This window comes from Olsenella sp. KH1P3, from assembly GCF_900167315.1.
GTDB lineage: Bacteria > Actinomycetota > Coriobacteriia > Coriobacteriales > Atopobiaceae > Olsenella_J > Olsenella_J umbonata_A.
Map to the genome: position 1 here is coordinate 1 of NZ_FUWQ01000005.1, position 13,997 is coordinate 13,997.

The 13,997-nt window shown below is 60.6% G+C and carries 9 protein-coding genes; 6 read left to right on the forward strand and 3 right to left on the reverse strand.

Annotation, left to right across the window (positions count from 1 at the left end):
- Together B5D13_RS06840 and ftsH are read right to left on the reverse strand one after the other, a co-directional pair.
- Window positions 1–302: helix-turn-helix domain-containing protein (locus B5D13_RS06840; RefSeq protein ID WP_143327762.1), on the reverse strand; the 302-nt coding region annotated here is incomplete at its 3' end.
- A 93-nt stretch (window positions 303–395) separates the two neighbouring features.
- The gene (gene ftsH / locus B5D13_RS06845) at window positions 396–2,297 is read right to left on the reverse strand and encodes an ATP-dependent zinc metalloprotease FtsH (protein WP_078687583.1); all 1,902 of its coding nucleotides are present in this window, start codon (window positions 2,295–2,297) and stop codon (window positions 396–398) included.
- Between the two features lie 437 nt (window positions 2,298–2,734).
- Here ftsH and ileS point away from each other — a divergent pair, with 437 nt between their 5' ends.
- The 6 genes from ileS (at window position 2,735) to leuS (ending at window position 12,780) form a co-directional block, all read left to right on the forward strand.
- Complete coding sequence (ileS, locus tag B5D13_RS06850) at window positions 2,735–5,551, forward strand: isoleucine--tRNA ligase (RefSeq protein ID WP_078687584.1); 2,817 nt, start codon at window positions 2,735–2,737, stop codon at window positions 5,549–5,551.
- A 7-nt stretch (window positions 5,552–5,558) separates the two neighbouring features.
- A complete protein-coding gene (gene lspA / locus B5D13_RS06855; RefSeq protein ID WP_234970758.1) occupies window positions 5,559–6,050 on the forward strand; it encodes a signal peptidase II in 492 nt (163 codons plus the stop codon).
- Window positions 6,051–6,139: 89 nt separating this feature from the next.
- Window positions 6,140–7,165 (forward strand): RluA family pseudouridine synthase, encoded by a 1,026-nt coding sequence (locus tag B5D13_RS06860; RefSeq protein ID WP_078687586.1) that lies wholly within the window; start codon window positions 6,140–6,142, stop codon window positions 7,163–7,165.
- A 25-nt stretch (window positions 7,166–7,190) separates the two neighbouring features.
- A complete protein-coding gene (locus B5D13_RS06865; RefSeq protein ID WP_078687587.1) occupies window positions 7,191–8,486 on the forward strand; it encodes a glycosyltransferase family 2 protein in 1,296 nt (431 codons plus the stop codon).
- Between the two features lie 92 nt (window positions 8,487–8,578).
- A complete protein-coding gene (locus tag B5D13_RS06870; protein WP_078687588.1) occupies window positions 8,579–10,090 on the forward strand; it encodes an IMP dehydrogenase in 1,512 nt (503 codons plus the stop codon).
- 119 nt (window positions 10,091–10,209) lie between these two features.
- Window positions 10,210–12,780, forward strand: a complete 2,571-nt coding sequence (leuS, locus tag B5D13_RS06875; protein WP_078687589.1) for a leucine--tRNA ligase — start codon at window positions 10,210–10,212, stop codon at window positions 12,778–12,780.
- 161 nt (window positions 12,781–12,941) lie between these two features.
- Here leuS and B5D13_RS06880 read toward each other — a convergent pair whose 3' ends face one another.
- Complete coding sequence (locus B5D13_RS06880; RefSeq protein WP_078687590.1) at window positions 12,942–13,937, reverse strand: 2-keto-3-deoxygluconate permease; 996 nt, start codon at window positions 13,935–13,937, stop codon at window positions 12,942–12,944.
- Window positions 13,938–13,997: the final 60 nt, after the last annotated feature.

Here is a 13,997-nt window from a genome sequence, read left to right on the forward strand (position 1 = left end):
CAGTCCTTCAACGGGGTCGTCGAGGCTATGCCGAACCTCTCCATGGCCTCGGGCTTCGTCATGCCCTCGTCGACGACGGCGCGCGCGGCGGCGACCTTGGTCTCATATGAGTAGACGGCGTATTTCTTTCCCATGTCTGTCAGCCCCTCGATGCCGACGGATCTGTACGTGTCGATCCATTTTCTCACGGCCTCGTAGGGAACACCGATCAGGCTGGAGATGGCTTTGACACCGTTCCCCGCGTCGTAGAGCTCGGTGGCTTTCGACCTCGTGGCGGCGTCGTACAAAGTTCTTCGGGTCATGAAAGAAGCCTCCCTTTTCTCATGTCCAAGAAAAGGGAGGCGGTTCAATGCGCTCCGGGCGGGCCGCCTTTCTCTCGCACGTTGTCTCTCGTGCTACTCCGTTGCCTCGTCGGGGTACTTGGGGGCGAAGCCGTCGTCCCGGTTGAGGATGTTCATGAACTCCTCGCCGGTGATGGTCTCCTTCTTCTGGAGGTAGTGTGCGATCTCGTGCAGCTTGAAGCGGTTCTCCTTGAGCGTTCTGAGAGCCGTCTGGTGACCCTCCTCGACCAAGGCGCTGACCTCGGCGTCGACGGCTGTCGCCGTCTCGTCGGAGCATGTGAGTTCGGTGCCTCCGCCGAGGTACCTGTTCCTGGTCTCGCCGAGTGCCATCATGCCGAACCTGTCGGACATTCCGAGCTGCGTGACCATGGCCCTCGCGATCTTCGTGGCCTTCTCGATGTCGTTGGCAGCCCCCGAGGTCATCTGGCCGAAGATGAGCTCCTCTGCTGCGCGGCCGCCGCAGATCACGGCGATGCGCTGCTTGTACTCCTCGCGCGTCGTCAGGTAGTGCTCGTCCTCCTCCGTCTGCATCGTGAAGCCCAGTGCGCCCGAGGTTCGCGGGACGATCGTGATCTTCGAGACGGGGCGCTTCCCGTTCTGCACGGCAGCGACGATGGCGTGGCCGGTCTCGTGGTAGGACACCACCTCCTTCTCGTGCTCCGACAGAACCGTCGACTTCTTCTTCGCACCCGCGATGACCACGTCGACCGACTCGGTGATGTCTTCCTGCGTGACCCTGTCGCGTCCCATCCTGACGGCCCTTAGTGCGGCTTCGTTGATCATGTTCGCCAGATCGGCTCCCGATGCGCCTGGCGTCTGGCGTGCGATCGCGCCGAAGTCCACGCCGGGCTCTATCTTCACGTCGTTGCCGTGGAGCTTGAGGATGGCCTCGCGACCCGTCAAGTCGGGGAGCTCGACGGGCACGCGGCGGTCGAATCGGCCGGGGCGCAGCAGCGCGGGGTCAAGCGAGTCCGGCCTGTTCGTGGCTCCGAGGACGACGATGCCCTTGTGGTTGTCGAAGCCGTCCATCTCGGTGAGGAGCTGGTTGAGCGTCTGCTCGCGCTCGTCGTTGGTGTTGAGCGAGACATCTCGCTTCTTGCCGATGGTGTCGATCTCGTCGATGAACACGATGCAGGGGGCCTTCTCGTTCGCCTGCTTGAAGAGGTCGCGGACCTTGGCGGCGCCGCGGCCGACGAACATCTCGACGAACTCTGAGCCGGATATCTGGAAGAAGGGTACATTGGCCTCGCCGGCGACCGCCTTGGCGAGCAGCGTCTTGCCGGTTCCCGGAGGGCCCACGAGCAGGGCGCCCCTTGGGCATCGGGCGCCGATCGCGGAGTACTTCTCGGGGTGCTCGAGGAAGTTGACGATCTCGGCCAGGGATTCCTTTGCCTCGTCCTGTCCGGCGACGTCCTTGAACGTGACGCCGGTCTCTCGACCCTTGACCTCCTTGACGTTCGAGCGACCGAGTCCTCCACCCATGCCGAAGCCGCTTCCGAAGTTCATGGAGGGACCGTCCTCACCCATCTGCTTTCGAAGCTGGCGGTTGAGCAGATATCCGCCGCCCAGGATTAGCAGAATCGGAAGGCCATAGCTTGCGAGCAGGTAGATCCACATGTTCGAGGACTCGTCCGGGATTTGGGCCGAGAAGTCCACGTTCTTCTTCTCAAGCCTCTTGACCAGGGAGTCGTCATTGGGGAACTGGTTGGTCTGGTAGGTCTGCTTGTCGTCGCCCTCGCCGGTCGTGAAGCGGATGATGCTCTTGCCGGTGTCGAGCTGGACCTGGCTGACCTTGCCGTCGTCCACCATTCCAAGGAACTCGCTGTAGCTCACCTCCTTTATCTGGGGCTGAGTGATGCTTGGGTACAGCACTGACCTCAGCACAATCGCGGCGACGACTGCGACGATCAGGTAGAGGATCATCGACTGTCGCTTCTTCTTGTCGTCCATCTGCATCGGGCTTTGCTCCTTACAGGGTCTGTTAGTTGCCTTCGCTTTGGCTACATAGATACCCATCCGCGTGCCTTTCACGCACCCGACACAACTATTAAAGGTAAATTCGGGATTCGCGCCTTCGGCCAAGCGTCGTGCTAGAATGCTTCCGAAGCATTGATGGGGACATTAGCCTGGGTTGCCGTCGCAAAGCGAGCGGGGGAGTGGTGAGAGCTCCGCCGACGGTCCAAGTGAACATCACCCCGGAGCTGCGGCCCGAAAGCGTTGGTTCACGACGCGAGTAGACGTCGCCGGAGTGGCCGCCGATACAGGTCAGCCGAGTAAGGCGGATTTCCGCTCGCTGGGTGGTTACAAGCGAAGTGACTTTCGGGAGCGCTTCGTCCCAGCCTGAGGGACGAGTGCTCTTTTTTATTGCGCTCGGTACGGGAAAGGTGTGAAAGGTGGCAAATCAGTACAAGAAGACGATGAACCTGCCCAAGACCAGGTTCTCGATGAGGGCTGGTCTCGCCCAGCACGAGCCCGAGCGGCTTAAGGACTGGGACGAGAACGACGTCTACGGCCAGCTCATGAAGAAGAACGAGGGGCACGAAAAGTTCGTGCTCCACGATGGCCCTCCGTATGCCAACGGACCTATTCACCTCGGCCACGCTCAGAATAAGATCTCGAAGGACATCATCAACCGCTACTGGTCGATGCGCGGCTACCAGACTCCCTATGTCCCCGGATGGGACTGCCACGGCCAGCCCATCGAGCACAAGGTCGAGGAGATGCTGGGCACCGCCAAGTTCAACCAGCTTCCCACCGAGAAGATTCGCGAGCTCTGCCGCAAGATGGCCGTCGAGCAGGTCGACACCCAGCGTCAGGGCTTCAAACGCCTCGGTGTCCTTGCCGAGTGGGACAATCCCTACCTGACATACGTTCACGACTACGACGCCACTGACGTCGAGATCTTCAAGGCCATCTTTGACAAGGGGGCCATCTATCGTGGGCGCAAGCCGGTTCACTGGTGCCCCCACTGCCACACCGCCCTGGCGGAGGCCGAGATTGAGTACGGCGATGAGGTCTCACCCGCCATCTTCGTGCGCTTCGAGATGACGACGGTTCCTGCCGGCCTCGAGGCCTACGAAGGCAGGCTTTGGGTCGACATCTGGACCACGACCCCCTGGACCCTTCCCGCTGACGACGCCGTCATCCTTCATCCCGAGGCTGACTACGTTGCCGTTCTCGTCGATGGTCGCGCCGAGATCATGGCGCGCGCCCTCGTCGAGAAGGACTGCGCCAAGTTCGGCTACGAGTCGTATAAACTTGCGACCGACGCCGATGGCAACGTATGGAGCATGACGGGCACCGAGCTCGCCCACAACAAGTACAAGCAGCCCATCTTCGCTGACCAGGGCGAGGAGGGCGAGTTCATCTACGCCGACTATGTCACGCTCGACGACGGCACGGGCATCGTCCACACCGCGCCTGGCCACGGCGTTGACGACTACAACGCTGGCATGCGCTTCAACATCCCCATCATCATGCCCGTCGACGACAACGGCTGCTTCTACAAGGGCGATGGCATCGGCACCGGCGGCCCGTGGTCTGGCATGGACGTCAACGAGGCCAACCCCAAGATTATCGAGTGGCTCGACGAGCGCGGCACGCTCATCCTGCACGAGGACATCAACCACAGTTACCCCCACTGCTGGCGTTGCAAGCGCCCCGTCATCTTCCGCGCCACCAGCCAGTGGTTCGTCTCTATGGATAAGACCGGCCTGCGCAAGGACGCCCTCGAGGAGATCTCCAAGGTCAAGTTCTACCCGACGCACGCGGTCAAGCGCATTGGCTCTATGGTCGAGGGCCGTCCGGACTGGTGCATCAGCCGCCAGCGCAACTGGGGAGTCCCTATTCCCGCCTTCACCTGTCAGGACTGCGGCGAGGTCGTCATGAACGACGCCACGCTCGACAAGGTCATAGAGCTCTTCCGCGAGAAGGGCTCTGACGCATGGTTCACCGATGACCCCAAGGATTATCTGGGCGACGCCTGCGTCTGCGAGAAGTGCGGCAGCCACAACCTCAAGGCGAACAAGGACATCCTCGACGTCTGGTGGGACTCCGGTGTCTCGCACACTGCTGTCTGCAAGCACCGCGACAATCTGAAGTTCCCCGCTGACGTGTACCTCGAGGGCTCAGACCAGCATCGAGGCTGGTTCATGAGTTCCCTCATGACCTCGGTGGGCGCCTATGACATGGCTCCCTACAAAGCCGTTATCTCGCAGGGCTTCACCCTCGACGGCCAGGGCCGCAAGATGTCCAAGTCGCTGGGCAACGTCATCGACCCAAACAAGGTCTGCGACAACCAGGGCGCTGACGTGCTTCGTCTGTGGCTCTCTTCGGTCGACACCTCCGTTGACGTCCCGTGCGACGACACCATCCTGAGCCACGTCGGCGATGCCTACCGCAAGATCCGCAACACGCTGCGCTTCCTGCTTGGCGAGCTCGAGGGTCAGTTTGATCCCTCCGTCGACGGCCTTCCCTTCGAAGAGCTCGAGGAATTCGACAAGGTGACTCTTGCCCACATGTGCGAGGTTCACGACCAGGTCTCCAAGGCCTACCCCGAGTACCGCTTCAACGTCGTGTATCGCACGCTCTACGACTACGTCACCGAGCTCTCCAACGGTTACCTCAACGCGACGAAGGACCGCACCTACTGCGGCGGCAAGGGCAGCCGCGAGCGCCTCTCTGCGCAGACCGTCTGGGCCCACATTCTGACGATGCTCGTCCACGACCTTCAGCCCATCCTCGCCTACACCACCGACGAGATCATGGAGTTCCTGCCCGAGTCCATGCGTGACGGCCAGAAGTACGCCGCCCTTCTTGACTGGTATGAGAACCCCGTCTCGTCTGAGGTCTACGCGAAGTACCTTCCTGCGTACAAAGCACTCGTCGACGCTCGCGCCGCTTTCACCAAGTCCTACGAGGAGGCCACGACTAACGGTACCGTCACCGAGAAGACGACCCAGGCCACGCGTGCCGAGCTGACCGTCGGGCCCGACGAGTACGCCCTTCTCGGCTCCCTTGGCCGCGACGGCCTTGCCGAGGCCTTCGTCTGCTCCGACGTCTGCCTGCACGAGGGAGACGAGCTCTCCTGCGAGGTGCTTCCCGCCAATGGCGAGAAGTGCCCGCGCTGCTGGAACTGGAGGGAGCTTGGCGAGGATGGGCTCTGCGAGAGGTGCTCTGCGGTTGTCTCCGCTCTGCCGGCAGGGGAGTAGTGATTTCTTGGGCTCACGCACACTTAGGTCGACGCGCGGTCAGCGCGTCATGGCCTTTTGGATCATCGTTGTTCTGGGTGTCATCGTTGACCAGGTGGTCAAGGCTGCCATCCGCGCGACGCTTTCCGTTGGGGAGAGCGCGCCCTTCGTGCCAGGTGTGATTGAGCTGCGTCACGTCGAGAACACCGGCGCCGCCTTTGGCATGGGCGCCGGTGCCGGCGTAGCCTTCGTGGTGATAGCGGCCGTCGTTCTTGTCGCTTCTCTCATGTTCGTCTGGCGCAAGCGGATTCCCATGCAGCTTGCGGTGTCTATCGGTCTCGTTGCCTCCGGTGGCGTGGGAAACATGGTCGACCGTGTGATTGCGGGCTCGGTGACGGATTTTCTCTGCACTACGTTCGTGAGCTTCCCGGTCTTCAACGTGGCTGACATTATGGTTACGTGTGGTGTCGCCGTATCGCTTGTCGGCTACTACGTCTGGGAGTCGCGCACCGAGAGCTAGCGGCGAGTCCTGACAAGCGACCAATGGCTTCCATGGGACGCCCTCGCGCTTGCGCGACGGCGTCCCTCTTGTCGCATGAGAGGAGTTTGATGGCAATCAAGGTAGTTAATGCACTCGTCGGGCCTTCTGGCGACGGGATGCGCCTGGACGTGTTTCTTGCCCAGGTCGAAGGCTGTCCCTCGCGCAGCGCCTGTGCGCGCCTCGTCGAGAGCGGAGCCGTTACCATCAACTCGACTGAAGCCACGTCGAAGAGCGAGGCCGTCTGTCTTGGCGATCGAATCTGCGTGCAGGTCGACGTTCCGGAGCCGCAGGGGCCGCTCTCGCCGAACCCTGACATTCCACTCGATATAAGGTTTGAGGACGAGAGGCTCATCGTGTTGAGCAAGCAGGCTGGTCTCGTCTGCCACCCCAGTCCAGGCCACGTGAACGACACCCTCGCGAACGCCCTGGTCGCGCACTGCGGCTATGGGCATCTTGGCATGCTCCAGGGTGACGACCGCCCTGGCATCGTGCACAGGCTCGACATGGACACCTCTGGGCTCATGGTCGCCGCCAAGGACGACGAGGTCCAGAAAGACCTGCAGGACCTTATTCGCCTTCGCGTTCTTGACAGACGATACGTGACACTCGTCCACGGCTACGTTGCCCTTGACGAAGGGAACATCACGACGGGCATCGCGCGCTCGACGAGGGATCGCCTTAGGATGGCCGTTTCGGATGCGCCCGGCGCCCGCGAGTCAATCACGACCTTCAGGACACTTGAACGCTTTGAGGCCGGGCGCTTCGACGACGGGTACACCCTTCTTGAGTGTCATCTCTACACGGGCAGAACACATCAGATTAGGGTCCATATGCGCCACGTCGGGCACCCTTGCGTCGGCGACCCGCTCTACGGCAGGGGGGATGACCGTGCGAACAGGGGTCTTAGGAGGCAGTTCCTCCACTCGTGGAGCATTGCCTTTGACCATCCCATTACGGGAGAGGCGATCGAGCGAACCGATCGTCTGCCGAAAGATCTTCTTGCTGTACTAGAATCCCTTAAAGGAACCTCAATGGGTCGTACTGCGGCGGGCGAGGAAATTTGCCCGAAGCTCGGCCTTGGTGACCTTTCGTAAATAACGGAACAGAGAGGTTGTTCTCGTGGAAATCAGCAGGCTTGGCCTAACGCCCATCGTCATCTTCAACCTGGTGGTGTGGCTGTTCTTCACTCTGGCTTACTTCTATCAGATTGTGTATATCGTCAGGGTCATCGCCAAGGGAGACGTCATGCTTCCCAAGGCGAAGAAGAAGCACACCTACGCCTTCGTAATTGCCGCGCACAACGAGGAGCCTGTTATCGGCAACCTTGTGCGCTCTATCCTCGGGCAGGAGTACGACGGACGGATCGACTGTTACGTCGTTGCGGACGCCTGCACTGACTCGACGGCCGAGGAGGCCCGCAAGGCAGGCGCCATCACCTGGGAGCGCAACGATCTTGTCCGCAAGGGCAAGAGCTGGGTTCTCGACTTTGCGTTCGACCGCATTCTCAACGAGACGGGCGACAAGTACGAGGCGTTCTTCGTCATGGATGCCGACAACATCATCGCGCCCAACTACGTCGACATCATGAACGATGCCTTCGATGCCGGCTACCTTGTCTGCACGAGCTACCGCAACTCGAAGAACTTTGACTCCAGCTGGATTAGTTCGGCCTATGCCCTCTGGTTCCTGCGCGAGGCGAAGTTCCTCAACAACGCCCGCATGATGCTTGGTACAAGTTGCGCCATCTCGGGTTCCGGATGGATGGTTTCCTCGGCCATCATTCGCGGCATGCACGGTTGGAACTTCCATACCCTTACCGAGGACATCCAGTTCACGACCTTCTGCAACACGCACGGTATCCAGATTGGGTACGCGCCCGCGGAGTTCTTCGACGAGCAGCCGCTTACGTTCAAGGCCTCGTGGACCCAGAGGATGCGCTGGACCAAGGGGTTCTACCAGGTGTTCTTCTCGTATAACAAGAACTTCCTGCACGGCGTATTCGTGGATCACTCCTTCGCGTCCTATGACATGCTCATGACGGTCGCGCCGGGCATGATCCTTACGCTGCTCTCGTTCTTCATCAACGCCGCCTATCTAATAATTGGCACCCTGAGTCACGGTTTCATCGCGACGCAGGCAGAGCTCACCATGTGTGTGGGATCGCTGGTGATGACGTTCGCCTCGATGTACCTTGTCTTCTTCGTCCTTGGCGTTCTGACCACGGTCTCCGAGCGCAAGCATATTCACACGAATAAGAAATGGCGCATCGTCTCCAACTGTTTCACGTTCCCGATTTTCATGATGTCCTATATTCCCATCACTGTTGCCGCGCTGTTCAAGAAGGTCGAGTGGGTTCCTACGAAGCACGACATCGCGGTTAACTTTGATGAGGTTATGGGCGAGGGCTCAAAGTAGCATTTTCGTAACGTATCAGCGCTATACTTTCCTGCAATTTATCTGCTAACGGACTGAAATAGCGCCAAGGTCCAAGTCGAAAGGAGACATGCATGGCAACGTTCTTCGAGGGGGAGTCGCACACTTTCTCCGAGTACCTACTAGTCCCTGGATATTCCTCTCATGAGAACATACCGGCCAACGTGTCCCTCGAGACCCCTTTGGTGAAGTTCAAGCGCGGCGAAGAGTCTGCTATCAAAATGAATATCCCGATGGTCTCCGCCATCATGCAGGCTGTCTCTGGCCCGCGCTTGGCCATCGCGCTTGCGCAGGAGGGTGGCATTTCGTTCATCTACGGCTCTCAGACGCCTGAGAACGAGGCTGCGATGATTCGTGAGGTCAAGACATACAAGGCTGGCTTCGTCGTCTCAGACTCGACCCTCACTCCCGACATGACCCTTCAGGACGTTCTCGACCTTCGCGAGATGACCGGTCACACCACCATGCCCGTCACCGAGGACGGTACCGCCCACGGCAAGTTCTGCGGCATCGTCACCTCTCGTGACTACCGCGTCTCCCGAGACGATCGCAGCAAGAAGGTCTCCGAGTTCATGACCCCTGCTTCCGAGTGCGTCACCGCTGACCTGAGCACTTCGCTCAAGGTCTGCAATGACATCATCTGGGAGCACAAGATCAACACTCTGCCGATTGTCGACGGCGAGGGCAACCTCTCTTCCCTCGTGTTCCGCAAGGACTACGACTCGCACAAGTCCCGTCCCGAGGAGCTCCTGGACGAGCACAAGCGCTACATCGTCGGTGCGGGCATCAACACGCGTGACTATGCCGAGCGTGTCCCCCTGCTGGTCGAGGCTGGCGCTGATGTTCTTTGCATCGACTCCTCCGAGGGCTATTCCGAGTGGCAGAAGCTTACCCTTGATTGGATTCGCGAGCACTACGGCGACTCCGTCAAGGTTGGTGCGGGTAACGTCGTCGACGCAGACGGCTTCCGCTTCCTCGCCGAGGCCGGTGCCGACTTCGTCAAGGTCGGCATCGGCGGCGGTTCCATCTGCATCACTCGTGAGCAGAAGGGCATCGGCCGTGGGCAGGCTTCCGCACTTATCGACGTTTGCCGTGCGCGTGACGAGTATTTCGAGGAGACGGGCATCTACGTCCCGGTTTGCTCCGACGGTGGCATCGTCTACGACTACCACATGACGCTTGCTCTCGCCATGGGCGCCGACTTCCTCATGCTCGGCCGCTACTTCGCCCGCTTTGACGAGTCTCCCACGCGGCGCCTCAACGTCAACGGCTCCTATGTCAAGGAGTACTGGGGCGAGGGCTCTGCCCGTGCGCGTAACTGGGCTCGCTACGACCTTGGCGGATCCAAGAAGCTCTCCTTCGTCGAGGGCGTCGATTCCTACGTTCCCTACGCTGGCCCCCTCAAGGACAATGTCGACAACTCGCTTACTAAGGTTCGCTCGACAATGTGCAACTGCGGTGCGCTAAACCTAGCCGAGCTACGGGACAAGGCAAAGATCACGCTCGTCTCCTCCACCTCCCTCGTCGAGGGCGGCGCACATGACGTTATCCTTAAGGACTCCCAGTCTGACGGGTTCCGCTCTTAGCGCACTCCGCCCGGTTCCGTAGGACCGGGCTAGTTTCGAGTATCAGACGGTTCGTGGTCTGCCACCGCTTTCCCCGTATAATGGGGCGCGGTGGCAGACTAGGTTAGAAAGGTAGCTACGTGACTGACAACAATGACGCCGAGCGCGAGCAGGACTATCCGTCCTACGACGCTCAGGCAATCGAGAAGAAGTGGCAGGCCGCGTGGGAACGCGACGACCTCTACAAGACTGACGAGGATCCCTCCAAGCCCAAGAAGTACGTCCTCGAGATGTTCCCGTATCCCTCAGGCGACCTCCACATGGGCCACGCCCGCAACTACACCATCGGCGACGCGATGGCCCGCCAGGCACGCATGCGCGGCTTCGATGTCCTTCACCCCATGGGCTTCGACGCATTCGGCCTTCCCGCCGAGAACGCTGCCATCAAGCACAACACGCAGGCGTCGAAGTGGACTCACCAGAACATCTCGCAGGCCGTCGAGACCATGAAGCGCATGGGCTTCTCGTATGACTACGACCGTATGTTCAACACCTGCGACCCCGAGTACTACAAGTGGGGCCAGTGGATGTTCATCAAGATGTGGGAGAAGGGACTGGCATACCGAGACACATCTCCCGTCAACTGGTGCCCGACGTGTCAGACGGTTCTTGCAAACGAACAGGTCGTTGACGGCAAGTGCTGGCGTTGCGGATCCGTCCCCGAGAAGCGCAACCTCTCGCAGTGGTATTTCAAGATCACCGACTACGCCCAGGAGCTCCTGGACGACCTTGACAAGCTTGGCGGCTGGCCCGAGAACGTCAAGGCGCAGCAGCGTAATTGGATTGGTCGCTCCGAGGGTGCCGAGATCGACTTCACACTTGCCGCCGAGGATGGCGTGACCCCGACTGACCGCAAGGTCACCGTCTTCACCACGAGGGCCGACACCATCTTCGGCGTCTCGTTTATGGTGCTGCCTCCCGAGTCCGAGTTCGCCCACGAGCTCGTGAGCGGCACTGAGTACGAGCAGGCTTACCTCGAGCTCAAGGCTGCCACCGAGAAGGTCTCGAGCGTTGACCGCCAGGGTTCGGATCGCGAGAAGCACGGTGTCTTCACTGGTCGCTACGTTATCAACCCGGTCAACGGCCGCCAGGTCCCCGTCTGGGTAGCAGACTACGTCCTTATGGACTACGGTACCGGCGCGGTCATGGGCGTGCCCTGTGGCGACCAGCGCGACTTCGACTTTGCTAAGAAGTATGGCCTCGAGATCGCCCCGATCATCTGCAAGGAGGATGACCCCCTCTACGAGGAGCTCAAGGACGAGAAGGAGCTTCGCGTGCGCTCAGTCGACTGGGACCACGCCATGGCTGCCGAGGGCATCCTCGTCCAGTCTGGCGAGTTCACCGGCCTCAAGGGCGGCAAGCACTCTGAGGCTGTCGACGCCATCATCAAGTGGCTATCCGACAACGGCTGCGGCCGCGAGACCATCCAGTTCCGTCTGCGCGACTGGCTCATCTCCCGCCAGCGCTACTGGGGCAACCCTATCCCCATGATTCACTGCGACGACTGCGGTGACGTCCCTGTCCCAGAGTCCGACCTGCCCGTCATGTTGCCCGACAACCTTGACCTGGGTGCGGGGGAGACCCTCGCGGAGTACGCTCCGTTCTACGAGACCGTCTGCCCCAAGTGCGGCAAGCCCGCGAAGCGCATCACCGATACCATGGACACCTTCACCTGCTCTAGCTGGTATTACATGCGCTACACCGATCCCCACAACGACAAGGCTCCCTTCTCTAGGGATGCGGTCAACCGCTGGATGCCCGTTGACAACTATGTCGGCGGCATCGAGCACGCGATCCTCCACCTTCTGTACTCGCGCTTCTGGACCAAGGTCATGCGCGACCTCGGCATGATCGACGTGGACGAGCCGTTCACCAACCTGCTCTGCCAGGGCATGGTTAAGGACGAGCATGGCGACGTCATGTCCAAGTCCAAGGGCAACGTCGTTCCCCCCTCGAGCGTCATCGAGCCCTACGGCGCGGACACCATGCGCCTCACCATCCTCTTCGTCGCTCCTCCCGAGAAGGACTTCGACTGGGACCCCGACGCCGTTGCGGGTGCCAACCGCTTCCTCAAGCGCGCGTGGCGCATCGTCTGGGCACTCGCCAAGTCTGGCGACAAGGAATCCAAGCTCGACCTGTCGTCCCTCGACTCCCAGAGCAAGGAGCTCAATCGAGTCCTCCATGAGATGGGTCTGAGGTGTACCAACGACTTTGACCGTTGCCAGTTTAACACCGCCATCTCGGCCGTCATGGAGCTCGTCAACGCCGCTTCCAAGTACGTGCTTGACGTTCCCACCGAGAAGCGCGACGCCGCCGTGTGCTACCGCGTCGCCCATGACATCGTCGCTATGCTTGCACCCATCTGCCCCCACTGGGCCGAGGAGCTGTTCCATGCGGCGCTCGGCTGCGATGGCTCGGTCTACAACGAGCCCTGGCCCACGTTTGACACCTCGCAGGCGAAGAGCGACACGGTCGAGATCGCCGTCCAGATCAAGGGCAAGGTGCGTGCCCGCATCGTCGTGTCTGCTGAGGCATCAAAGGAAGAGCTTGAGCGGGCGGCAAAGGAGGCCGTTGCTGACCAGATTGCCGGCAAGGAGATCAAAAAGGTCATCGTCGTTCCTAGCAGACTCGTAAACATCGTCGCGGTCTAGCCGATCGCCTCGCAATATCGCTATTCTCCAGAAGGCGCCCCATCGCTTTTTGTGGTGAGGCGCCTTCCTACTGTCCTATTTTGTGACTAAAAATGGCGCCCCCACTGGGGGCGCCATGTCATAAGCCTTGTGCGGTCTCCTTCTGGCGGGAGCCATGCGGCTTACGCAGGCTGTTCAGCCACGGCCTTCTTCCCCTGCTGTTTTGCCTGGTTCTGCTTGTAGACGTAAGAGGTGATGAGCGGCGTGAGTATCGCGGTCACGATTGCGCATGCCGCGACCTGCGCGGTTGCCGTCGCAAGCACGGCACCCCCAAACTGCTCGGCGTTGACCGTCGCCATGGCTGCGGGAGTCGCGACGTTGGCGCCTGCGCAGCTGGAGATTGCTGCACCCGCGACGCCGGAGCCGCCCGTCAGCCTGTCTGCGGTCACGTTGATGACGGCTCCACCGACAGAGCAGATGATTCCAAGCAGGATTCCGGGGAGGCCTGCCTCGACGATCTGGCCCAGGGTCATGGTCGAACCCATGGCGAAGAAGACAATCATGATGATGCCGGGGAGGCCGGCCGAGAGCGTTTTCTTGAGGCTCGGGAAGAGGTTGCCCAGCACGATGCCGACGAGGATCGGGAGTACGGCCCCGAGGAGGCTCCAGCCGAGAGGGGCTTGGCCTGCTGCGCCGAGTGCGATCATCGTGACGGGGGGTCCTACGACCAGGGTCGTGATTGCGACCGCGCCACGCTCGATCTCGGTGCCGTATGTGCCAGTGAGACCCGCATAGAGCGAGTTGTTGGCGCCGGAGCAGGCCGCGAGGATGACCATGGCGCTCAGGCCGAAGAGATTGTTGCCCAAACCGAACTGGACGACCATTGCGAGGGCGACGCAGAACGCGACCTTCGTGATGATTATGACGGCTCCCCTAAAGGCTGCCTGGGGAGCAGACTTGAACGAAATCGTGGTTCCCACGATCAGGAGGAACGCGCCTACGAGCGCGCCAGAGCCCTGCGTGGTCATCGCGGTGGTAAAGCTGCCGATGCCGAAGACCTGAGGGAAGAACGTGTTGATGACGCATGCGCTCAGAAGCGGGATGAGGATGTTCGCACCGGGAAACTTCCCGAGCTTTTTGAAGAAGCCCTCTTTTTGGGGCTGTTCGTCGTTAGCCATCTTTTGCTCCTTCTCTCTCTTGTATCAACTTGTGTCCCCTTATGGTTGGGACACATAAAA